Source organism: Bacillus sp. ISL-55, from assembly GCF_018613155.1.
GTDB lineage: Bacteria > Bacillota > Bacilli > Bacillales > Cytobacillaceae > Mesobacillus.
Genome location: NZ_JAGGQU010000005.1, coordinates 42,094 through 64,983, shown reverse-complemented (window position 1 = coordinate 64,983; position 22,890 = coordinate 42,094). Strand labels below are relative to the sequence as shown.

Annotated in this window: 25 protein-coding genes and 1 riboswitch; of the genes, 8 read left to right on the top strand and 17 right to left on the bottom strand. The window is 41.7% G+C overall.

Annotated elements, in window-relative coordinates; all coding sequences use genetic code 11:
* The first annotated feature begins 101 nt into the window (after positions 1-101).
* Complete coding sequence (locus J7E32_RS02810; RefSeq protein WP_214903237.1) at positions 102-368, top strand: hypothetical protein; 267 nt, start codon at positions 102-104, stop codon at positions 366-368.
* Between the two features lie 15 nt (positions 369-383).
* Here the strand turns inward: J7E32_RS02810 and J7E32_RS02805 are convergent, their stop codons facing one another.
* The 6 genes from J7E32_RS02805 to J7E32_RS02780 all read right to left on the bottom strand — a co-directional run bounded on the left by J7E32_RS02805 (position 384) and on the right by J7E32_RS02780 (position 6,458).
* Positions 384-737 carry a hypothetical protein gene (locus J7E32_RS02805; protein WP_214903235.1) on the bottom strand — a complete coding sequence of 118 codons (354 nt, stop codon included), beginning with the start codon at positions 735-737 and terminating at the stop codon, positions 384-386.
* A 117-nt stretch (positions 738-854) separates the two neighbouring features.
* On the bottom strand, positions 855-2,318 hold the full coding sequence (locus J7E32_RS02800) for a DUF4153 domain-containing protein (protein ID WP_214903233.1): 1,464 nt from the start codon (positions 2,316-2,318) through the stop codon (positions 855-857).
* A gap of 99 nt (positions 2,319-2,417) precedes the next feature.
* Positions 2,418-3,059, bottom strand: coding sequence for a DUF1700 domain-containing protein (locus J7E32_RS02795; protein ID WP_214903231.1), 642 nt, complete (start codon positions 3,057-3,059; stop codon positions 2,418-2,420).
* Complete coding sequence (locus tag J7E32_RS02790) at positions 3,040-3,387, bottom strand: PadR family transcriptional regulator (RefSeq protein WP_214903229.1); 348 nt, start codon at positions 3,385-3,387, stop codon at positions 3,040-3,042. The genes J7E32_RS02795 and J7E32_RS02790 overlap by 20 nt, the downstream gene beginning before the upstream one ends.
* 199 nt (positions 3,388-3,586) lie before the next feature.
* Positions 3,587-3,910 carry a quaternary ammonium compound efflux SMR transporter SugE gene (gene sugE / locus J7E32_RS02785; protein WP_214903227.1) on the bottom strand — a complete coding sequence of 108 codons (324 nt, stop codon included), beginning with the start codon at positions 3,908-3,910 and terminating at the stop codon, positions 3,587-3,589.
* 45 nt (positions 3,911-3,955) lie between these two features.
* Positions 3,956-4,055: riboswitch (guanidine-I (ykkC/yxkD leader) on the bottom strand.
* 45 nt (positions 4,056-4,100) lie between these two features.
* Positions 4,101-6,458, bottom strand: a complete 2,358-nt coding sequence (locus tag J7E32_RS02780; protein WP_214903224.1) for a sensor domain-containing protein — start codon at positions 6,456-6,458, stop codon at positions 4,101-4,103.
* Between the two features lie 409 nt (positions 6,459-6,867).
* On the opposite strand from J7E32_RS02780, the gene J7E32_RS02775 reads away from it, so the two are divergent.
* Entirely contained in the window at positions 6,868-7,524 is a 657-nt protein-coding gene (locus J7E32_RS02775) for a DUF3939 domain-containing protein (RefSeq protein WP_214903222.1), read from the top strand.
* Positions 7,525-7,559: 35 nt separating this feature from the next.
* On the opposite strand, the gene J7E32_RS02770 is transcribed toward J7E32_RS02775, so the two are convergent.
* On the bottom strand, positions 7,560-7,928 hold the full coding sequence (locus tag J7E32_RS02770; RefSeq protein ID WP_214903220.1) for a YidH family protein: 369 nt from the start codon (positions 7,926-7,928) through the stop codon (positions 7,560-7,562).
* Positions 7,929-8,221: 293 nt separating this feature from the next.
* Between J7E32_RS02770 and J7E32_RS02765 the strand changes: the two genes are divergently transcribed.
* Positions 8,222-8,542, top strand: a complete 321-nt coding sequence (locus J7E32_RS02765) for an ArsR/SmtB family transcription factor (protein WP_214903218.1) — start codon at positions 8,222-8,224, stop codon at positions 8,540-8,542.
* 76 nt (positions 8,543-8,618) lie between these two features.
* On the opposite strand, the gene J7E32_RS02760 is transcribed toward J7E32_RS02765, so the two are convergent.
* From J7E32_RS02760 to J7E32_RS02750, 3 genes are all read right to left on the bottom strand, one after another.
* Positions 8,619-9,542 carry a cation diffusion facilitator family transporter gene (locus J7E32_RS02760; RefSeq protein WP_214903216.1) on the bottom strand — a complete coding sequence of 308 codons (924 nt, stop codon included), beginning with the start codon at positions 9,540-9,542 and terminating at the stop codon, positions 8,619-8,621.
* A gap of 189 nt (positions 9,543-9,731) precedes the next feature.
* The gene (locus J7E32_RS02755; protein WP_214903214.1) at positions 9,732-11,141 is read right to left on the bottom strand and encodes a SpoVR family protein; all 1,410 of its coding nucleotides are present in this window, start codon (positions 11,139-11,141) and stop codon (positions 9,732-9,734) included.
* Positions 11,142-11,209: 68 nt separating this feature from the next.
* On the bottom strand, positions 11,210-11,500 hold the full coding sequence (locus J7E32_RS02750; RefSeq protein WP_214903212.1) for a DUF3889 domain-containing protein: 291 nt from the start codon (positions 11,498-11,500) through the stop codon (positions 11,210-11,212).
* A gap of 222 nt (positions 11,501-11,722) precedes the next feature.
* Here J7E32_RS02750 and J7E32_RS02745 point away from each other — a divergent pair, with 222 nt between their 5' ends.
* Positions 11,723-11,977: a YhdB family protein gene (locus J7E32_RS02745; protein WP_214903209.1), complete on the top strand. Its 255-nt coding sequence runs from the start codon at positions 11,723-11,725 to the stop codon at positions 11,975-11,977.
* Between the two features lie 101 nt (positions 11,978-12,078).
* Here the strand turns inward: J7E32_RS02745 and J7E32_RS02740 are convergent, their stop codons facing one another.
* From J7E32_RS02740 to J7E32_RS02720, 5 genes are all read right to left on the bottom strand, one after another.
* Positions 12,079-12,738, bottom strand: coding sequence for a response regulator (locus J7E32_RS02740; protein ID WP_214903206.1), 660 nt, complete (start codon positions 12,736-12,738; stop codon positions 12,079-12,081).
* 19 nt (positions 12,739-12,757) lie between these two features.
* A complete protein-coding gene (locus tag J7E32_RS02735) occupies positions 12,758-13,879 on the bottom strand; it encodes a GAF domain-containing sensor histidine kinase (protein WP_214903203.1) in 1,122 nt (373 codons plus the stop codon).
* A 146-nt stretch (positions 13,880-14,025) separates the two neighbouring features.
* Positions 14,026-14,748 (bottom strand): SDR family oxidoreductase, encoded by a 723-nt coding sequence (locus J7E32_RS02730; protein ID WP_214903199.1) that lies wholly within the window; start codon positions 14,746-14,748, stop codon positions 14,026-14,028.
* A 42-nt stretch (positions 14,749-14,790) separates the two neighbouring features.
* On the bottom strand, positions 14,791-16,536 hold the full coding sequence (locus J7E32_RS02725; protein ID WP_214903196.1) for a phospho-sugar mutase: 1,746 nt from the start codon (positions 16,534-16,536) through the stop codon (positions 14,791-14,793).
* Between the two features lie 655 nt (positions 16,537-17,191).
* Positions 17,192-18,730 carry a bifunctional GNAT family N-acetyltransferase/carbon-nitrogen hydrolase family protein gene (locus J7E32_RS02720; RefSeq protein WP_214903193.1) on the bottom strand — a complete coding sequence of 513 codons (1,539 nt, stop codon included), beginning with the start codon at positions 18,728-18,730 and terminating at the stop codon, positions 17,192-17,194.
* A gap of 280 nt (positions 18,731-19,010) precedes the next feature.
* Between J7E32_RS02720 and J7E32_RS02715 the strand changes: the two genes are divergently transcribed.
* Both J7E32_RS02715 and J7E32_RS02710 read left to right on the top strand, forming a co-directional pair.
* Positions 19,011-19,448, top strand: coding sequence for a disulfide oxidoreductase (locus J7E32_RS02715; protein WP_214903190.1), 438 nt, complete (start codon positions 19,011-19,013; stop codon positions 19,446-19,448).
* Between the two features lies 1 nt (position 19,449).
* The gene (locus tag J7E32_RS02710; protein ID WP_214903187.1) at positions 19,450-19,920 is read left to right on the top strand and encodes a DUF6568 family protein; all 471 of its coding nucleotides are present in this window, start codon (positions 19,450-19,452) and stop codon (positions 19,918-19,920) included.
* Positions 19,921-19,982: 62 nt separating this feature from the next.
* Here J7E32_RS02710 and J7E32_RS02705 read toward each other — a convergent pair whose 3' ends face one another.
* Positions 19,983-20,381 carry a YhcU family protein gene (locus tag J7E32_RS02705; RefSeq protein WP_214903184.1) on the bottom strand — a complete coding sequence of 133 codons (399 nt, stop codon included), beginning with the start codon at positions 20,379-20,381 and terminating at the stop codon, positions 19,983-19,985.
* Between the two features lie 200 nt (positions 20,382-20,581).
* On the opposite strand from J7E32_RS02705, the gene J7E32_RS02700 reads away from it, so the two are divergent.
* Positions 20,582-21,502, top strand: a complete 921-nt coding sequence (locus J7E32_RS02700; protein WP_214903181.1) for an RluA family pseudouridine synthase — start codon at positions 20,582-20,584, stop codon at positions 21,500-21,502.
* A gap of 260 nt (positions 21,503-21,762) precedes the next feature.
* Here J7E32_RS02700 and J7E32_RS02695 read toward each other — a convergent pair whose 3' ends face one another.
* Positions 21,763-22,017 carry a GlsB/YeaQ/YmgE family stress response membrane protein gene (locus tag J7E32_RS02695; protein WP_031307992.1) on the bottom strand — a complete coding sequence of 85 codons (255 nt, stop codon included), beginning with the start codon at positions 22,015-22,017 and terminating at the stop codon, positions 21,763-21,765.
* A 542-nt stretch (positions 22,018-22,559) separates the two neighbouring features.
* Between J7E32_RS02695 and J7E32_RS02690 the strand changes: the two genes are divergently transcribed.
* The gene (locus J7E32_RS02690; RefSeq protein WP_214903178.1) at positions 22,560-22,856 is read left to right on the top strand and encodes a hypothetical protein; all 297 of its coding nucleotides are present in this window, start codon (positions 22,560-22,562) and stop codon (positions 22,854-22,856) included.
* The last annotated feature ends 34 nt before the right edge of the window (positions 22,857-22,890 follow it).

Here is a 22,890-nt window from a genome sequence, read left to right as displayed (position 1 = left end):
GATGAATAAAGGGATTAAGAGTTTATGAAAGTTTTGTGTATAGGGAGAACAAAAAGCGCAAGCGCCTCGTTCAGCCCCGACAAGCGCTGGAGAGCCGCCCAATGAAGTCGTTCTTTGACTTCAATGGACGGATCGAAATAGAAATGTATAGCCGACTGTTCAGAAACGCAGAAACTGGAGACTCCGACAAAGAAGCGCTTTTTGCTTCTGCCGGCGGAGTTGAAGTTACGGAGTTTCTAGGAGGCGACACTAGACAAGCGACTCGAGGGGCTAGGCGCTGGAGCTGGATTAAGAAAACTACATGCAGTTATCCACACCTAAATAATTTTATAATTTCCTTAACTATAAAAAAAGAGACTGCTAAATAGCAATCTCCCAACAAATTATTTTTCCTGCTGGACCATCAGGATTTCTTCCTCGACTCTGCCCAATTTTAGCAAATGTGAATCCAGCCGTTTGTGGATCGTGCTGAATTCTGTATTGGTTTTTAACTCTGCTTTGCTCAGCAATTCCTTTAACATATTTTCAATTTTTGCGCTCTGCGCTTCTTCCATTCTTTCAAGTGCGTCTTTAATATCTGTAATATCGATCTGGTTAGATGTTACGCGATGTTCAATACTATCGACTTTCTCGAGACGGTCGAGTCTTTTTTCTATGTGTTCGGTTCTTTTATTCAATGAGTCAATTGAACTCTCAATACCTTTTAAGAGATGAATGATTTCAGATAACCCTTCCATATTGCATGGCTCCCCTTTATTTGGCTTAAGGTTATTTTATCATCATTAACCGCATCGATATGTTACAAAACTGGTAACAAACAGGTTATTTGTTTGCATTTTTGCCACATTCCAACCTTACTTCAGCTCTAGGTCCCTTAACGCCTTTTCTGCGCTTCTTCTGGATATATTTATGGAGTTCCAGCTTTCCTCTGAATACTGCAATTCTTGCTTTCTTTGCAGCAACAAATCTGAAAGACCTGGGTGGTCCGGATTCATTTCATAAAGCTCCATCAGCCCCTCCACTCCTTCATAGGACAACGAATTCAGATAGTAAATATCTATCTTTCCGGTTTCTGAATAACGCTCCAAATTACTTTCGACGACAAATCTATCCAACTGGATTGTGTTGACCAAAGTATAGAAAATGATTGCGGATAGAATATAAAAGCGGACAAGCGACAGCCGATCCATCCATATCCTCATCAAGGAGTAGCCTAATATCACGAGCAGGAAAATCATGAAAGAATGGGCCAGCACCCTGGCAAAGGTAAATCCGTACGCCTCTTCATACATGAACAGACGTATAAAAGCCGAGTATAGCATGACGCCGCTGAAAAAAACGAGCAGTGAAAGAAGGCCGCGAATAACCAGCGTCAAAAATTTTGCACTTTTTTCAACATAGGTAACCATTGTCGAGATAATCAGCAGATTCAACAATGTGACAAAAAGCAGTTCAAAGAATCCTCTGCGCGCAAATTCAGCATACGTATATCCTTCTTTCAATGTTTCACTGAAAAAATATTGGAATTGGACAACCACGAATAGCAGGTAAACGATATTCAATAAAGTCAGCACTGTCAGACTGATCACGCTATCCCACGCCATCTTCTCTTTTTGCGCCAGCGGTTCAGAAGACAATGTCTGCTTGATCCTCAGCACCTGCAATAATCCAAAGATCACCAATGTATAAAGGGTGATGGCGATTGTACGCAAGACCTCTTCTTCTATTTTCAATGCTAATAGCCATCGCGGGATTGTACCCAAGAGGTCTCCAAACTGCTGGTCAGCTGAAACAAGCAGGTTGACGATGACAAACAAAAGCGGGAATGAAATAGCCACGCCAATAAACACTTTTCGGATCGTTGCACTCTTTCTTTCTTCAAGTCCACTGACAGCCAATTTTGGAGCATACATTAAGAACCTGAAGACATATGCAATCGCAGCTCCTACTGTTAAAAAGATTTTTTGGACGAATGGCCATCTATGCCATTGATTCTGTATCGGGTAGGTGACAAGTACAAGTTGTATGAGAACCAACACTGGAATCACGAGGATGTTCAATAAATATAAAATCATATTCGATTTCAGGAAAAAGCTGAGTGACAGAAGCCAAATCGAAGCAATCAACAGTAGTCCCAGCTTTTTATTCGTAAAGGAGAATGAACGGTACCTCCAGAAAAAAACTCCATAAAAGCAAGTAATAAAAACAGGATACGACAATCCTATTTTGCCATGCAAGAAAGACCTTTCCGCCAAAATCCCTAATGCAATACAGGCAAGGAAAAATATCCAGTCACCTTTTTTTAGTTTCAATTCCATTTCTACTCTCTCCTCCCACCCAGAATTACTAGGTATGTAGTTAAAAAGACACTTTGCTATTCTATATACATAGAAATTCTATGTACTAGAGCAAAAAAATTAGATGGAAGCCTTTTTCCCCCATCTATATCCAATCCAGCAAATTGGATACAATAACGCCGTAAAAAGAATACAAATCATAATAAAGATCGGGCTAAGCAGCGGCTGGAACCAGTCATGCGGTATTAGCCTGAATAAGGTCAGGTTCATAAGAATGATGTTTGGCAATATGGAGAGGATAAATGTCTTTTTCATCAATCTTCTCCCTTTATGGCCAAAGCCTTTGCCTATCTCATATCCAAGCAGGGCCCAAAAGAAGAGATAAAGCAATATGATCACCGCAGGTATCGATGTAAGGCTTTTCCACGTCATGTCAATGAAAGGGAAATCAAAAAGATTATGTACCAGAGTCAGGATGGTGCCGCCAGCGAAGAAAATCAGGTTGGCGAAAATGAAAACCCATTGAGTTTTCTTTGGTGTTGTTGATAGTTCTTCCCTCCAGCTATCTGCAATCTCTTCCGGAGTTCCCAATCTTCCATAAAGTTCCCTGCTAACATCCGACTCTTCTCTTTCACACCCATTCAACTCTTCAAGCATTTCAGTGATATGGCTGTCGTATTCAGCCAATATCTGCTCTTTGTCTGGATGCTTCCCTAAATGCCTGCCAAGCTCGGTGAGGAAGTCAGTCTTTAACTGGATCATTTTTCGGTCTCCTGATCACTTTGTTCATAACATTGACAAATTGCTGCCACTCTTCTGTCTTCTCTATGAGGACTTCTCTTCCTTCTTCAGTGATCCGGTAATATTTCCTGGCCGGGCCTTTTTCTTGCTCCTGCCAGTAAAACTCAATGTATTCCTGCTTTTCAAGTTTATGAAGTGCTGGATACAATGTTCCTTCTTTCACCTGAAGACTATGGTCACTTCGCTTATCCAGTTCTTTCACAAGTTCGTAACCATACATATCCCGTTCATTCAACAGCTGGAGCAGCACTAGTGATGTGCTACCTTTTAAAAGTTCACGATTAAACATCTTTTCACCTACCTAGTATTAAAAGGTATCTATCGGCATCATAATATAAATTGGTGGAATTTGCAAATAGAAAATCAAAAGCAGACTGCAATCATTTGCGAGTCTGCTTTTAGAAAGTCTGTTTTCGTACAGATTGTTGTTAAAATCCTAAAGCCGATTTTAACGTAATAAAAGGCCATTTTGCAGTTCGGAAAAATGACTAATTGCTTCCAGACGTTGCCTTAAGGCCGATGATCCCAACCAAAATGAACGCTACGAACATCAGCCTCATTAGATTGCGCGGCTCTCCAAACAGGACAATCCCGAGAATGACTGCGCCTGCTGCTCCTATTCCTGTCCAAATTGCATATGCCGTACCAATCGGCAAAGTTTTAACCGCCATAGACAAAAAATAAAAGCTTATTGCCATCCCTGCCAGCGTAATCACCGAAGGTACAGCTTTCGTGAATCCTTCTGTATACTTCAGGCCTATGGCCCACACTACTTCAAATATACCTGCAATAACTAAATATAACCAAGCCATAAATCTAATCTCCTTTCATGAAAAAACCCGGAAGATATCATAGATATCTCCCGGGTTTTTGTCCCTCCGTGTACACAGGCATCCCTGTGCGCCCTCTCTCGGACCAGTCCGGCATAAGCGCCGCGGAACCCTAGAGGACTTTTTAATAATGGAATAATAACATACTCCGCACGTTCAGTCAAAAAAGGCATCAGGTCTCCTGGAGCTCTTTGTTCATCATTGTTTCATATTCATTTGATGGCAAAGGCGGCGAGTAGAAATATCCCTGGACTTCTTGACACCCCAGTGATTTCAGCAGCTCGATCTGGGATTCCGTTTCAACTCCCTCGGCAATGACCTTTAACTTCAGATTCGTTGCCATTGAGACAATTGTTGAGATGATTTCGCGGTTTTCCTGGGAGTGTGAAATAAAGCTTTGGTCAATTTTCAGCCGATCAACTGATAGTTTGCTTAAATAGCTCAAGGAACTGTATCCCGTTCCAAAATCATCAATGCTGACTTCAATTCCAATTTCCCTTAATGCCTGAAGCTGTGAATTGATACTGTCTTCCTTCTTGATCATGATGCTCTCAGTCACTTCAATTTCAATCAATTCCCCGTAAAGATCATACTCTTTAAGAGTATGCTGCATGAACTTCACAAAATCCTCCTGGTAAAAATGGATGATCGAAATGTTGATCGAAGTACGAGGAACCTCGAACCCTCGATCCTTCCATTCAACAAGCTGACTGAACACCTGCCTGATGATCAATCTTTCGAGGGGTACGATTAAATTCGCCTCTTCGGCAATCGGGATGAATACACCAGGAGGAATCATTCCATGACGAGGATGTTTCCATCTAGCCAATGCTTCAGCACCTGTTATTTCATTCGTTGCCGCATTGTATTTAGGCTGGTAAAAGACGGTGAGAGATTTACCATTTATAGCGTTCCGCAACTCATTCTCGAGCTCAAACTTATTCACGTTCTGATCCACCATGCTCTGGTCAAAAAACTGATAGTGATTTGCACCGTTTCCTTTTGCTTTATACATTGCCATGTCAGCGTATTTCAGCATTAATTCAAGGTTATTTGTATCTTCAGGATACTTCGAGATTCCAATACTTGCTGTGATCAGGAATTCCATGCCCTCCGCAAAAAGCGGTGACTGGAATTCTCGAACAATCTCATTGGCAATCTTGTCTGGCTGATTTACTCCAGTAACAAGAATCGCGAATTCATCTCCGCCAATTCTTGCCACAAGACATTCCTCCGGCACAACTTCTGAAAGCTTCTTCCCGATTTGCATCAAGATTTTATCACCAAATGAATGCCCGAAGGTATCATTGATTCTTTTAAACCGGTCAAAGTCCAGATAAATTAACGAAAATGCTTCATCCTTTATAAATAGTGAAGCCATCACTTTCTCTAAGTTCCGTCTATTGGGCAAATTAGTAAGTTCATCATGATATGCCAGATACTCAATCATCTTATCTGCTTTTTTCTGTTCTGTTATATCCCTGACTATCCCAAAGACACCTACTGTTTTATTTTTCACGATAATCCTGACTGCTGTGATTCTCACATCCGCATATGTCGAATCCGCCCTTTTAAGGGTGGTTTCAATCAATTTCGTCTCGCCGCTAAGGACTTTCATGAAATATTTCCTGATTTTCTTTTCTTCCTCGCTGCCGCCTATAAGATCAATGAAATGCAGACCAGTTAATTCATTAGGCATGTAACCTGTCAGTTCAACGGCCCCTTTATTGACACTTAAAATATATCCTTGCAAATCGACCCTGAACACAGAATCAGGATTATGGCTGAACAAAGATAAATGGGATTGCACATTCTTCATGATGAGCTTTTCTCCAAACAGGTCAGGAACGAGCATGAACAATAAATTTGCGGCGGCCATATAGATGAACGGTGCCAGGAAAGAATGGACCCCGCTTCCATCCGTAATCTCCATCATTGAAGTCAAGACGATATATGGAATGCCCCCCAGTGCCATGCCCCCAAGAACACTCCCTGTATATTTATAATTTTTAATAAACTCATAAATATCCTCGTTTGTAATCTGCATTAAAAATCTGATCAGCGTGAAGGATGTAACCAATATCATTAAAAATGCCATCACCGATAATATTGGCTGAATCTCGATTGCTTCCCTGAAGATTATATAAAATGCAGTATACTCTGCCATCATGATACTAGCTGCGATCCACAGACTGGTGGATATATACTTCGATGTGTTCGTAATGTCCCTTTGTGCCAGGCTCAATGCTGCATAGGACCCAACTCCACAGATCCCAAAGAATAACAGAAAAAATAAGTAAAAATTGCTCGTCGAAAATGGGACCCCAGCGGAAATAATAACAAACAGATGCGTCAGCAAAAATGTAAGAGCCAATAGAAGTGAATAAAGGACCATTTTACGTTTTTTTCTATCAATAGCTTTTTTGATTTGCCTGCTGAATTCAACTGCCATTATTGATGAAATGATTAAAAAAACGACAGTCAGAGCTATATTATTAAAGTCGAATATGTACATATGGGGAATATTCATCCTGCCCCTCGTTTCTGTCTCGTTTATTTGCTTTCATGGACTAGCCTTCTATGTATGACAATTTCCGAAGTAAAGACTGCAGCTTTCTAAATATTATACAATATTCATCACTAATTGACTTGGTTCTGAGGATTATTTTCACAATTTTCAAAACCATCCGTTACCAATTCAACGGTAAATTTTATATAATATAAGTAGAAGCCTTTCATCTTCTCTTTTCTCTCTCCGGTTCCTGCTTCAATCATCAGGTTGAACCATTCTCAAAATATCACAAAAGCCCAGACTCTTACTTTTATATCGGCAAAACCACAGATTTCTTAACCCTAATCCGCTTATAAGTCTTTTCACATAAATTATTTTATGATTGTAAAACAAGGGTGCTTCCTGCACTAGAAAGGAGGGGGTTAGCATGGTTAAGGAGAAGGACAGAAGAAATAACAAAAATGCCTTTCCACAAACACCTGGCTCAAGAGTCGCTGCTGCCTTAATATGGCCAATCATCGGTTATCTGATTGACCTGGTGCTTGATTTATTCCCATACGGAACAATTTCAGGTTCCATTGGAGGATTGGCCCTATATTTTCTTTTAGCTGAGAGGACGAAAGAAATACCAATGGATCCTCCAGAGGGTTGGCCAATCATAGAGACTAGCGTTGAGGAGATAAAAAATGCAGTACGAATCTATTCGGAACAGCTGCCGAAAGGCGTCTACCGCACAATTCTCGTTAAAGAAGATCACAGCATTGATGTGGAGCAAATTGCCCCAATCCTTAAAGGAATTCCCTCACGAAACTTTTACATGTCAAAGGAAACCTATGATATTTTCGAAGAAGACGAAAAACATCTCGCACAAACGATTGATAAAGTCCAGAAAGCAGTAGACCTCTATGTCATGGAACATAAAGAATACCCAATGCTGCCTTATGATCCAACAAAAAGGGTGAACTATTACCAGCTTTTAAAGGCTCATTGCCTGGACACCCAGCCAGAAATCGAGCTCTACATCACCAATTACGATGGACTCGTAACACATAAAAAACCAAAGAAGAATAGTACAGGCAATTGATCGCAGTTCAATCAAATCGAATGGATCATAAATTTTTAAAACAAAATGCTGATTAAATAAATACCCAGTAACAGAAATATCAAAAAAATAATTCCTGTAGAAATTTTTATCAGGTTACTCGCTGATTCAAAGCTTTGGCTGTTAATATTTTTCCGCACCGAAAAATAATGCGTCGTCGCTAAGAACAGGATGATCAACCCAATCAGCAATGAGAAAATGCTGACAAAAACAGCGATTGTATCTGCGGCCTGACTCACCGATCTAATATTATTGAAATGGAGACTCGATGCCAAAAAACCAATCCCGATTATTGCGATTGACGTCCTTACCCAAGCCAGGTATGTCCGCTCATTCGCAAGATGCTGCTGGATATATTTTGATTCGAGCGTTTTATTCTCGTCCATCTTATCACCTGCTTTCCGCTTGCATCACCTAAAGTTTATCACCGAAACCAGAAAGAATCCTCTTCACCTGCTCATTCACCATACACTATCTGCATGTTTTATGATTCCTCCCCACCAGGAATAGTTATTCATCTAAATGTGAGGCGGTTTATGACTGCTTTTTACTTTGATTAAATTTAAATTTGCTGAATAGCGAAAAGCTAACGGATCCTATATTCATTGTAAAAATCAGTGTTGATTGCAGGCGTTCTTTCTCTTTCATGAGTTATAATAATCACAGGAGGCTGATTAACTTGGAAGAAAAAAAAAACACATCTCCTGTAATCGAGCTTGATGAGGAAACTTTATTCATCGTATCACAGACATTCAAAGCACTTTCAGATCCGACACGGCTCAGGATTCTCCATCTTCTGTTCCAGGGTGAACATTCGGTCAATGAAATAGCGGAGAAGCTCTCATTGTTGCAATCAACTGTTTCACACCAATTGCGCTTTCTAAAAAACCTCAGGCTCGTCAAATTCAGGAGAGAGGGTACATCACTTTATTACACGCATGACGACGAACACGTCATCGACCTGTTAAAGCAAAGCATAGAACATGCCAGCCATCATTGATGACATCGACCATCAAAATTGGCTGGCATGTTTTTTTAAGCTCTTTCCCCAGACTTAAATTCGGCACTCGTATTAATCAATTGCAAGGTCCGTGCGCGCATGGGCACCCATGCTCTTCCCCTTCTACCTGAAGGGTACTATGATCAATTCCAAAACGGTCGTGCAGCAGCCTTTGTGCTTTGTGGAGTACGCGATCATGGGCTCCTTCCCCTTCGACGGCAATATGCCCGCTAAGCATTAAGACACCTGAAGTAATCGACCAAACGTGAACATCATGAACATCTTTCACTTCTGGAATCTTCATAATTTCATCCTTCACTTCATTCAATTCAATCTCCTGAGGTGTGCCTTCCATCAAGACATGGAAGCTTTCCTTCGTCACTCTCCAGCCGCTGATGATGATAAGAATAGCAACTGCAACGCTTGCAATCGGATCTGCTAGTCCCCAGCCAAAAAAGTAGATCAGCAATGCTGCTGTAATTGCGCCAACCGAGCCAAGCATATCTCCAAGCACGTGAAGGAAAGCGCTTCTTACATTCAAGTTCTCATCTTTGTCTCCACTCATCAGTATCCATGCAGCGATGATATTGACAATTAACCCGATAACTGAAATTGTCAGCATTCCCATACTTTGTACTTCTGGAGGATCAGTAAAACGTTGGTACGCTTCAACGAATATATAAATCGAAATGATAATTAATGTAAGACCGTTTAAGGCAGCTGCAATGATCTCAAATCGTTTGAAGCCGTACGTTTTTGATTGTGTTGCTTTTCTTTCACCAAGCTTCATCGCGAACAAACTCAACCCTAGCGCAGCTGCATCACTCAGCATATGACCCGCATCCGAAAGAAGCGCAAGGCTGTTTGTAAGTAACCCTCCAATTACCTCTACAACCATGAAAGTGGCAATTAAAAGAAAAGCCCAGAACAATGCCTTTTTGTTGTTTGTATGACTATGGCTATGACCGTGGCCATGGCCGTGTGAATGATTATGCCCCATATGTTCCCCTCCTGCTCTAATATATGAATATATGTTCATATATATAATTATGACTCATTTATGAAAATGGTTCAATAAAAAGCTTGTCTATAAATTAAATACCTTATTATTATGGTTTCTACACCAAAAAAAATTAAACCGCTGAAAAATCAGCGGTTTTTGTGTTTCCTTATGGCTTTTTTTCAAACTTTATAAATACTTGCGATGGATTCCCTTCCCATCATATGTGTAGAGCATTGTCCTGTTCTCTACCATCGTCTCGATATGGCATTTCCGGCCCCATAGCTGATGGATATACGGCAGTACTTTTTCCAGGTATTTAATGTCCAGCTCGATGCCTTCGAATCCGTGAGTTATATACAACTCCCCATTCTTCAAGTAATCGCCATCCGTCACGGTCAAATATGGAAATCCGCCATTGACTCTCATGCTGACAAGCTGGTCGCGGACTTGTTCCCACGCTTTATCAACAACTTTGTATTCTCTTCCCTGCTTTTGGAAAAGATACATATCTTCACGCATAACCAGATCCTTAGTCAAGTAATTGCGTAAAAATGAAATATCTGATTCAATTTCACGAACCTCAAACATCTTTTCACGGCCTGATCCCGGCTTTACTCCACGACGCTTCATTTCCTCCGTCGGGTTATTGTAACGTTCTTCGATATCTTCAAAAATTTTGATTCCTAAATAATATGGATTGATCCCCGTTTTTGATGGCTGAACGACCCCGGCATTCAATTTTGCAAACTCAATTGATTCACCGCTCGTCAGGTCCATTTCCCTGAGAATTCGCTGGTGCCAGTATGAAGCCCAGCCTTCATTCATGATTTTTGTCTCAAGCTGCGGCCAGAAATAAAGCATTTCCTCCCGCATCATGGTCAGGATATCCCGCTGCCAATCTTCCAGCTCACGGCTGTAACTTTCTATGAACAATAGCAGATCCTTCTCCGGTCGGGGCGGGAATTTCATCTTCTTTGTCTTCTCTGTTGATTCTGTTTTTTTGGACTCCAAATCCCAAAGATCATCATACGGAGTCGCTATTGTCGTTGGTTCATCATCAAAATCATCTTCGGCCGACCATGCGAGCTTCGGCCTCATCAGCGATGGATCGATATGCTCTTCGATGGCCAGCACCGCATCAAGGAAAGATTCCACCGCTTGTTTACCATGCTCGATTTCATATTTACGGATTCTCTCTGCTGTTGCTGCCATGCTTTCAACCATATCCCGCTTTGTATTCTGAAAACGGACATTGTTCTTGAAGAAATCACAGTGAGCAAGGACATGGGCAACAATTAACTTGTTCTGGATCAGCGAATTTGAATCCAGCAAGAAGGCATAACAAGGATTTGAATTGATAACCAGTTCATAAATTTTTGAAAGACCTAAATCGTAGTGAAGCTTCATTTTATGAAATTGCTTCCCAAAGCTCCAATGGGAAAATCTCGTTGGCATTCCATAGGCACCAAATGTATAGATGATTTCTGCTGGACATATTTCATACCTCATCGGATAAAAGTCCAGCCCAAAACCTTTAGCGATTTCGGTAATTTCAGAAATGGCATATTCCAGTGACTTTTGATCTTCCGACACCATCTCTCCCCCTTTCACCTCTTACAACAATGTATGAGAAAAAAAGGAGAAAGATGAACAGGTTAGAAACTTTACTGCTGGGGTTGTTCGGTAACTGAAAGGCTCAACAATCTGTCACTTTTCACATCATGGGCGACTTGCACAGTGATAATAACCGGTTTTCTTTTGACTCTGACCTTGTATTGGAATGAGTCAAGTACCTGGCGATCGTCTATCTGCTTCCTGCCCATATACTTATAATTCCGTACAGTCTTATCGGGAAATTCTTCATTGATTACAGTAGTAGCTATCTTCCCGTACTTTTCGTAATCAGGAATTTGAGCATTAATATCCACTCTTTGGATTCCCATTAACAAAATCAAAAAAAACGTTATGGCGAAAAAATACTTATTCATCATACACTCCTTTATACTGCTCAGCTTTAATATCAACTTCGGTATGAAGTCATTCCAAGTTCATTTGAATGCCCAATTATACAGGTAAAACTTGAAAAACCCTGTAAACAAGGTCGTCCAACATTTTCTGAGAAAGTTCCGGCGGCAATTCCATATAATATTATCAACTCCTCATAAGGAGGATTGGATATGACTAAATCGGATTACGATCGTGCTTTATATTACACGCACCGATCCCAATGGGATAACTTGCTCATCCTTATGGTCAGGACAGAAGACCAGTTCCTGGCCAAGAAGATTGAACATTTTCTCCACGCTTACAACTTTGAAAAAGATTATGCTGTCATTGAAAAACGCCTGTATTCGCTGCTCAGATATATCGACCACGCAAATGAAGCCGCCGGCGATGACTACCTGGAAACCGCTGTAACCGGCTCGATTTAACAAGAGAATTCCACCAAAAAATAACACGGCCACCTATATTAAGGTGCCGTGTTTGTTGATTTTTATGCTGATTTACATTGTTAATTAATGGATTCTCTTTCTCAAGCAGAGGGCGGTTCCTGGTCAACGAGGCGATTACGTACAGCATATAGTGCTGCCTGAGTCCGATCTGCCAATTCCAATTTTGCCAGCACATTGGAAACATGCGTTTTGACTGTTTTTTCCGTTATAAACAATGAAGCTGCAATCTCTTTATTGCTTTTGCCGCTGGCGATTTCTTTCAGCACCTCCAGCTCACGCCTTGTAAGCTCATCAATCAGTTTCTTTTCATGGCGGCTATTGCCGGATAGATGCTTTAAAACAAGGGATGTTGCTTTTGGATGCAGCTGATTCTCACCATCCATGATCCTGATTATTGCTTTTACCAGTTCATCTGGCTGGATATCTTTCAGCTGATAGCCAGAGGCTCCTGCCTCAATGGCTGGAATCACATGTTCCTGGTCTGCAAAGCTGGTCAGCATCATGATATTAATATTTGGATTCTCTGCCTTGATAATCTTCGTTGCCTCAATCCCGTTCATAACCGGCATGATTAAATCCATCAATATAATATCCGGATTCAATACCCTCGCAAGTTCAACAGCTTCCTTTCCATTTCCTGCTTCCCCGACAATCTCTATCTGTTCCTGTGTCCTAAGGAAAAAAACCAACCCTCTTCTTACGACATGGTGGTCATCCGCAATCAGGATTTTAATTGTCATCCCCCATTCCCCCCTTTGATCATATCGGAATCTTTACATTAATCATTGTTCCTTCACCAGGTTTACTGATTATTTGGAGATTGCCCCCAAGCGAGTAAGCTCTCATTTGCATGCTTTTCAAACCTAGTGATGGAAGTTCCTTTTCAGGATTAAAATTAAAGCCCGTTCCATTATCCTGAATCGTCATTTCTGCTAGTCCACTTGAGGATGTATCCAGTGTTAAGTGGACAAGTTCGGCCTGGGAATGTTTTTTGCAATTGCCCAGCGCTTCCTGCCCGATTCTCCAAAGCGCTTCCTCCACTTTCCCTGGAAGGCTTGAAACACCAATCACATTGGTTTCAAGAGGCAAATTTAGCATCTCCGCATAACCCGCAAGCGCACAGATGATCCCATTCTCCAGACCACGGGGGCGCAATTGCCAGATCAGTGCTCTCATCTCTCCTTGAGCTTCCTGAGCTAGATCCTGTATATATGAAAAGGTATCTTTCAGTTCCGGAGTATCCGCCATTTCTGTGCCGGCCCTTGCCGTCAAACTCAGTGAAAAAAGGAGCTGGTTCACTGAATCATGCAAATCCCTGGCCAGGCGGTTTCGCTCAGCTGCCAACGCGAGCTCCTGCTCCTGCTGGGCAAGCCTTATCCTTTTTATCGCCGTTCCGATCTGGAATGCGACTGCTTCAAGCAAAGCGAGTTCATCTTTGTTGAAGTGGGTTTTATTTGGTGAGCCTACATTCATGACACCGAACTTTTCATTTCCCGCTCTTAACGGAACTGTCGCATGGTGTGTTAAACCATTTGTTTCACCGCTTTTATTATTTATTGCATCCTCAAGTCTTTTACATTCGAAGATATTCGTCGCTTTGTTTAATCTTCCATCATTATAGCGGTCGACACACCAGCAGCCTCCCTCGCACATTGGAGCAAAATTGTCCATGGATAATGCAGGAGGCAACTCAACCATTGCAGCCAGCTGATAATCGCCTTGCGCGTCAATCAGAAAGATCCAGCCTGTCTCAAGTCCTGTTATATTCAGCAGCCTTTTCAAAACCTCTCCCAGAACAGTATTAAGCTCTGTGCCCTCGTTCAATAGTTCAGCGATTTCCTTTAAAATGCCGACATCTGACTTCGCTTTAGCCCCAGCCATCCAATCCCCCCATTTTCCTATATTATATCTCTAATCGGAAAATTCCGCTTTTGAAAAAAGTCTGAATTTCTTCTCATCCAAAAGTCGTAGTTACCTGTTTTTTATTCAAAAAAATCCGAAGAGGGAATTCCTCTTCGGACTCTGCATTAAGCAATTGGGTAATTCTGGACTAGCGGATGGATGACGATCTCATCAATCAGCATATGTTTTGGAGCGGATGCCATATAGACAACAGCGTTTGCGATGTCTTCCACCTTAAGCCAGTCATGTTTCTCCGGCAGACCTTGTTCTGAGTCTGCGAAATAAGTATCAACCATCCCTGGATTAATGGTACCAACACGGATACCGTATTCCCTGACTTCCTGTGCAAGTGCACCGCTGAAGCCTTGGACAGCGTACTTCGAAGCTGTATACGCACTTCCGTTTGGTATCGTGTATCTGCCAACATCAGAGGATACCGTAATAATCGTACCTGATTTACGCTCCTTCATATGAGGCAGTACGGCTTTCGCACCAAGGAATACACCCTGGACATTTACTTCAAATAGCTTTTTCCATTCTTCAACCGTTACTTCCTCGGCCAGTTTAAAAAAACCGATTCCGGCATTATTGACAAGTACATCAACCTGACCGAATGCTTCAACCGTTTTTTCCACGAGGTTTTTCACCTGCTGCTCATCGCTGACATCAGTCTGGAGCGCAATGACATCAGAAAAACCTTTCTGCTTCAATTCCTCCGCAGTGTTGTTGATTTCTTCAGAGCTTCCTGCAACCACAAGTTTCATTCCCTGTTCAGCTAATTTCACGGCGATTTCTTTGCCGATTCCTCTTGATGCACCTGTGACGATTGCAACTTGTTCTCTCAACAATGTAATTACTTCCTTTCAGCTGTAGCAGTTCTCTTAGTTGTTTTACAGGTTCTTTGCTGCTTCCATTTTCTTTTCAACTACCTCCATGAAATCCTGTTCGATTTTTTGGAGTTTCTGCTCGCTTTCAGCCAGGCTATTGTCGTTCACACCAAAATAAAACTTAATCTTTGGCTCAGTACCAGATGGGCGAAGGCAAACCCATGTCCCATCCTCAAGATAGTATTTGATGACGTTTGAAGAAGGAAGCTGAATTTTTTCTTCTTCGTTGTTTTCATTCACTCTTACACTTGTTAAATAATCTTCCACTGCTGTAACTTTCAATTCACCAAGTTGCTTAAGCGGTTCCTGGCGGAAAACTCCAAGTGTCTTCTGGATTAATTCCGCACCCTCTTTTCCTTTTAGCGTCAGGGAACGAAGTCCTTCCTGGTAATAACCAAACTCTTCAAATACACTTAGAAGCGCTTCGTACAAGGACATGCCCTTCTTTTTGTAATATGCACAAACCTCGACAGCCAGCATTGCTGCCTGGACTGCATCTTTATCCCTGGCAAAATCGCCGATTAAGTATCCATAGCTTTCTTCGTAGCCAAACAGGAATTTATACTCACCTGAGTCTTCGTATTGTTTAATTTTTTCAGCAATGAACTTGAAGCCTGTCAGGACATCGATTGTCTCGATTCCGAAAGATGAAGCGATTTTGCGGCCAAGTTCGGATGTGACGATTGTTTTGAACACGGCTCCATTCGCTGGTAATGTTTCTTTCTGTTTCTTTTGCGTCAGGATATAATGCAGCAGCAGTGCACCCGTCTGGTTTCCTGTCAGAACAACATACTCCCCGTCTGGATCTTTCACAGCGATACCAAGACGGTCAGCGTCCGGATCTGTTGCGATCAGCACATCCGCATCAATTTTCTTCCCTTCACGGATTGCCAGCTCAAATGCGGCATTCTCTTCTGGATTCGGGCTTTTCACGGTAGAAAACTCAGGATCAGGAAGCTCCTGTTCCTTTACTACTGTGACATTCTGGTATTTCAGGTTTGTCAGGATATCGCGAACCGGCTTATTGGCAGTACCATGCAGCGGTGTGAACACCACTTTTACATCGGTTTCATCTGAGAGCGTCGGATTTTCGGAAATCGTCATCAGTTTCTCAAGATAAGCGCGATCCACTTCAGAACCAATCATCTTGATCAAGCCTTTATCTTTCAATTCTTGCTCGTCCATTACCTCGATTGACAGTTCATTTTCGATTTCATTTACCTTGGCAATCACTTCATCAGCACTAGCTGGAGGAAGCTGGCCGCCATCCGGTCCATATACTTTATAGCCATTATATTCAGGCGGATTATGACTGGCGGTTATCACGATTCCCGCATAAGCGTGCAAATGACGTACCGCGAATGACAGCTCCGGAGTTGGCCGCAGTTCTTCAAAAACATATGTCTGAATCCCCCGTGTCGCTAATGTTTTTGCAGACTCCATTGCGAATTCAGGTGATTTATGCCGTGAATCATAAGCGATGGCCACACCACGCTGCTTCGCTTCATTCCCTTGTTCTTCTATGTATGCAGCCAGGCCGGCTGATGCCTTGCGGACAGTGTATAAGTTCATCCGGTTGGTGCCAGCACCAATTTCTCCGCGCATACCACCAGTGCCGAATTCCAGGTTTTTATAAAAAACTTCCTCTAAATGCTTGTCGTTTTCTTTAAATGAGTCAAGCTCAGTTTTTAGCTCAGGATCCAACCCAGCAAACTCAAGCCATTTCTCAGCTTTCTTTTTCCAATCCATCAAATGACCTCCCATAAATATGATTTGAAACTTACCTAATTATAAAACAAGATAGAGTGAGATTGATAACTTTTATGCTAACTTGTCAATTTGTTTTCGATTTTAAGTTTTTGTATAAATGTCTTCCTGCAAGCTCTATATTTCCTATATCTAATAAAGCCGACGATTGTTGAGCGCAAATCACTCCTATTGGTGACCTCTTTTTCCAGTTTCCAAGATTTTATGGCGCCAATACCCCTTATTGGTGACCTCTTTTTCCGGTTTCCAGGATTTTAGGGCGCCAATACCCCTTATTGGTGACCTCTTTTTCTTGTTTCTGAGATTTTAGGGCGCCAATACGTCTTATTGGTGACCTCTTTTTCCGGTTCCCAAGATTTTAGGGCACCAATACGCCTTATTGGTGACCTCTTTTTCCGGTTCCCAAGATTTTAGGGCACCAATACGCCTTATTGGTGACCTCTTTTTCCGGCTTCCGGGATTTTAGGGCGCCAATACACTTGAATGGTGAACTCTTTTCTCGGTTCATGGGATTTCCAGGGTGATTTTGAAGTCTAATGGATGATCGAGGTCGACATCAGCCAAATCCCTTCTCACTAAAAAAACACCTGGGGAATCCAGTTCTCATTTTCCCCAGGTGCTGCACCTTATCCTGCTTCTACTTCTTATGGTGAATCCGATAAATATCGTGCCTGCGGTCTTTCAGCTGGCGGACTGTGCCGTCCTGGCGCTGGCGCCGCAGGATTTCGAGGTCGACATCGCCGATCATGACCATTTCGATATTCGGGTTCGTTTCACCGACTATCCCATCCCTTGCGAATTCAAAATCAGATGGCGCGAAAATCCCGGACTGGGCATATTGGATATCCATATTTTCTGTTTGCGGCAGGTTGCCGACTGTACCAGAAATGACGGTGTAAACCTGGTTCTCGACTGCTCTTGCCTGTGCACAGTAACGGACCCTCAAGTATCCCTGGCGATCCTCAGTGCAAAACGGGGTGAAAATGATTTTTGCTCCCATATCAGTGGCAATCCTCGCAAGCTCTGGAAATTCGATATCATAACAGATTTGAATCGCGATTTTGCCGCAGTCTGTATCGAATACCTTCAATTCGTCGCCGCGGCTGATGCCCCACCATCTGCGCTCATTTGGTGTGATATGAAGTTTGTATTGTTTGTCGATTGTGCCGTCCCGACGGAAAAGGTAAGAAATATTATAAATCTCATCATTATCTTCTTTAACCAGATGCGAGCCGCCAATGATGTTGACATTATAACGGACGGCCAGATCGGTGAAAAGTTCAATGTATTGCTCTGTGTATTCAGTCACTTTGCGCACAGCGAGAGAAGGTGATTTCTCATCCATGAAGGACATAAGCTGTGTCGTGAAAATTTCGGGGAATACCGCAAAATCTGAGCCAGCATCCGCAGCAACATCCGTAAAGTATTCAACCTGATGGGCCAAATCTTCAAATGACTCGATTTTTCTCATCATATACTGGACAACGCAAATCCGGACTGGGTTGCTGGTTTTATAGAATCTCTTCGATTTGGGCTGGTAGTCAACATTGTTCCATTCCATTAAGGTCGCGTACTTATTGGACTGGAGGTCATCAGGCAAGTAATTAGGGTTGATCCTCATCAGTGTGAAGTCATTCCTCAGCTGGAATGAAAGCACCGGGTCATAGATTTTATGTGATGCCACCTGCCGTACATATTCACGAGGTGACATTTCTTCCGCATGCAGATGATAATTCGGAATCCTGCCGCCAATGATGATACTTTTCAGGTTCATCTGCCTCGCAAGATCCTTCCTCGCTTCGTACAACCGGTAGCCAACCTTCATCCTCCGGAATTCCGGATGGGTCATGACTTCAATTCCATATAAATTGTAGCCATCCGGGTTATGGTTCGTGATATAGCCTTCATCTGTGACATCATCCCAGCTGTGGCGGTCATCGTATTCATCAAAGTTTATAATCAGGCTAGAACAAGAACCGACCACTTTCCCATCGTACTCTGCGACAAATTGGCCTTCAGGGAAAATTCCCAGATGGCTCTCAAGCTGGTCCCGCTTCCAAGGATCCATCCCTGGAAAGCAGCTGTTCTGCATTTTGATAATCTCATCAATATCCTCTTGCTTTGTATTGCGAATAATCATCCTTTTTTCAAATTTGGACAAATCCAATTCACTCATATAATCCTGCACCCTTTCTGTCAAAAAAAACGCTTTAATAGCATTTTACTTACTATTTATGTAAAAAAACAAACAATCCTAAAAATCATCATCATATTCCTATACCCTAAATTCATCGGTTATAACTCTTTATTTAGCTTCTCCCTTTATATTGGGAAAAATTATTTCACATAATGTTAATTGAATTATTTTATTACATTCCTTAAGATGTAATGAGAGATAGTTGTTTCTTTTATAGAGAATGTTTAAATAGAGATTACATAGCTTAGGGGAGATTAGCTTGAAAGAGACGAAAAAAGATTCGAGGGAGTCGTATTTATTTGCGGCTTGGGCTACATCGATCATTGCCATGTTCGGCAGTTTGTATTTTTCGGAAATACGGCAGTATGAGCCTTGCCTGCTGTGCTGGTATCAGCGAATCCTGATGTATCCTTTTGCTCTGATACTGGGGATTGCTGTTGTCAAAAAAGATTATAAGATTTCCTTTTATACGATGATTATGGCAGCTGTCGGTGGCTTAATATCACTGTATCATTATTCATTGCAAAAGGTGCCATTCATGGCTGACAATGCTGATACTTGCGGGAGAGTGCCTTGTACCGGCCAATATATCAATTGGCTTGGGTTTATCTCAATCCCATTCTTGGCTTTAACTGCATTCATCATCATTTTTTCATTAAGCCTGATGATCTGGAAGAAATCTAAGGAGGAAGTGTAAATTGAAAAAGGTCATTGTTTTTCTATTCATTATCATTGCATTATTCGCAGCATTATTTTTTCTAAATAAAGCGCAAAATGAGGAAAAAGCTGAGGGAAATCCATACGGGAAAGATACACTTCACCCTGAAACAGTCAAACAACTGGATGATCCGAACTATCAAAATATCATCCTGCCTGAGGAGCTGAACAAAAAAATTGAAAACGGTGAGGATGTTACCGTGTATTTCCACAGTCCAACCTGCCCTCACTGCGTTCGCACTACTCCTATTGTCTCACCTCTAGCAAAGGATATGGGTGTCGATCTTGTGCAATATAACCTTTTAGAATTTGAACAAGGCTGGAATGATTATGGCATCGAATCGACTCCAACCATTGTCCAGTACAAGGATGGAAAAGAGGTAAACAGAATCGTCGGCTACCAGGAAGAACCGACTTTCGAAAATTGGTTCAATGAGAATACCTTGAAATAACGTAAAAACGCCTGCGATTCGCAGGCGTTTTTATTTAGATTTTCTTTAAATGTTTCTCACTCTTAAAGCAACAGTCTATTGGCGGCTTTCGTATAAGTACTGATATAATCTAGATGGACATGGTTGGAGTCAGAAAACTGACTGTAATTAAATGGGAAACAGATTCCATAGTCTGTCAATGTCTGGACATTTTTACGGAACATCGACTGATATTTTTCAGGAATATGGCCAGACTCCAAAATAGAGATCAATGTCTGCATGCTTGTGATTACCTGGAAAGCGTCTCCAAGTGTACTGAATCTCTCGAACTGCTCGGGTCTTGTATGTAATACATCAAGCCTTTCAAATTCATGAATGTCTTCATCTGAAAAGTACAATGGGAAAATATCAGTATAAAAATACCTTGCCAATTCAACTACTTTCTCTTCTTGTCCGGGAGTAGACGCAAAAACAATTTTCAATGATCGACCCACCTTTTTTACACTTTGTAATCTATTCGTAATATATATACCTAGAATAACATATCCATTCCAATTTTCTGGGTGGTAATTATGACCATGCATGCGGTAAAAGTTGACAGATTCCTATTGAATGTAAGAGTTTACTTAATGCTTTTTCATAGAGAAAAATCAAATCTAAAATACCAAGTCAGGAGACAAATATGATCCACACAAACAAAAAAGGCGAATGGTTTGAACTGGTCATTCCCGCTGAATGGGAAAGGCACACTCTTGAAACACTTTTCAAGGATTTTTGGAAAGCACCGAAAAAATTAGTCCATCTTTTAAGGATGGAAAAGAACGTCCTGATTAACGGAAATATTCCAGATTGGACACTTCCACTCAAAAAGAACGACCGCTTAAGCATGAAGCTTTTTACCGAAGAAGAGGTTACCGTCATCCCTGAATACTTGAATGTTGATATCATCTATGAGGATGACCACCTGATTGTATTCAATAAGGCTGCCGGAATGGACACTCATCCAAACGAGAGCGGCCAGGGTGGCACTCTGGCGAATGCCGCTGCTTACCATATGCAGTCAAATGGAGAAATTACCCGGCCCCGTCATATACACAGGCTCGACCGGGAGACAACGGGTGCAGTGCTGTTTGCCAAACACCCGCTTATCACAGCGATTCTCGATAAAATGCTTGAGGAACGTACCATTAAAAGAACATATCTGGCGTTGGCTGACGGAATCATCAGACAGAAAAAAGGAACCATCAATAAACCAATAGGCCGTGACCGTCATCATCCAACAAGAAGAAGAGTTTCGGAAACAGGCCAGCAGGCCGTCACTCACTTTAAAGTATTAGATCAAATGAAACAGAAAGACCTGACCCTTGTCCAATGTACACTAGATACTGGCAGGACCCATCAAATCCGGTTGCATTTCAGCGCGATTGGGCACCCGCTGGCTGGAGACAGCCTCTACGGAGGAAGCGATACATTTCACAGGCAAGCGCTGCATGCGGTAAAAATGGAATTCACCCACCCGTTTACACAGGAAAAAATAATATGCCACGCATCTTTTATCGACCAAAAACCAATATTTATTAACATCAATCCATATGAGATTTAAAATTTTTTCATCCCTATGCTTAAGGTTAAGCATGTAAATCCAGAACAAAAAGCGCAAGCGCCTTGTTCAGCCCCGACAAGCGCTGGAGAGCCGCCCAATGAAGTCGTTCTTTGACTTCAATGAGCGGATCGAAGCGACTCGAGGGGCTAGGCGCTGGAGCTGGATTAAGAAAACTACATGCAGTTATCCACACCTAAATAATTTTTTAATTTCCTAAACATACAAAAAAAAATCCTTCCGAAGCGGAAGGATTTTTTCTATTAGTCAGCTTTACGCATGCTCTTCATTACAAGGCTGACGATGAATACTAATGCAATCGCACCGATCAATGCCGGGACAATCGCAAAGTCAGCAACTACAGGTCCCCAGTCTCCTAAGATTGCCTGTCCAATCCAAGCACCTACAAAACCTGCGATGATGTTACCGATGACACCGCCAGGAATATCTCTACCCAAGATCAATCCTGCTAACCACCCAATAATACCACCAATAATTAATGCCCAAAGAAAACTCATCATAATGTAATTCCTCCTTAAAAATTAGATGTATTTTACAAGTAGTAATAGTGCTAAGGGGTTTTACACCCTTTTAAAGAGTTCAAACTGCAGTGATGTAAAATTAGCTATGCTGATTTTTCATTGCTTCCCGGGAGCTAAACAGCTTGCTCTAACCTTATATTACCTCAATTTCCATGGTGTTAAACCAAGGTGTTCTGCAGTCTAACAAGCAGTATTCTAAGATGTTGAATCTTGTTGTTTTCTGCTTGTACACCTACATTACCACCCACAGATTATTTTAAAACCTCCGGATGATAATTTAGCCTTTAACTGTATCACGCAGTGTTCTCTTTCTTTTAATATATCCATTTCGCAAAATAAAAAACGGACTGATTGTAATTCAGTCCGTCATAGTGAATAAATTCATTTTACAAGCTTCCATAATCGGCTGCTGCTGTACCCAATAGAAGGCGAGGAGCTAAAGAAGAGCCGTGATTTACTGGTACGGAGTTTGAGTAGATTACAGTGCCAGAGCACGGGAAGTTCGTGGTGGAGAGTAAATGATGCCGGCAGCACTCGAAAAAGTGCTGCCGGCATCCGGTTTTACAGATGAATCTGCTACATCTGTGATCTATTCGCTAAAATCAAGGGAGAACAATCTAAATGAGATGGCCGATTCTCATTTATTGGCGGAAAACGAAATTTATCGACCACTTTTTGCATTATATTGGCGGATTTTTGATTTTATCGACCACATTTTGAATTATTTCGACTACTTTTCGTATTATTTCGACCATACCCTAATTCTTCCAAACAAAGAAAGCGAAGCGGAGCAGTGTCTTTTTCGCTTTTTGTAGTTAATTGATCATCTGCCCAGCGTTAGCAGAGCTC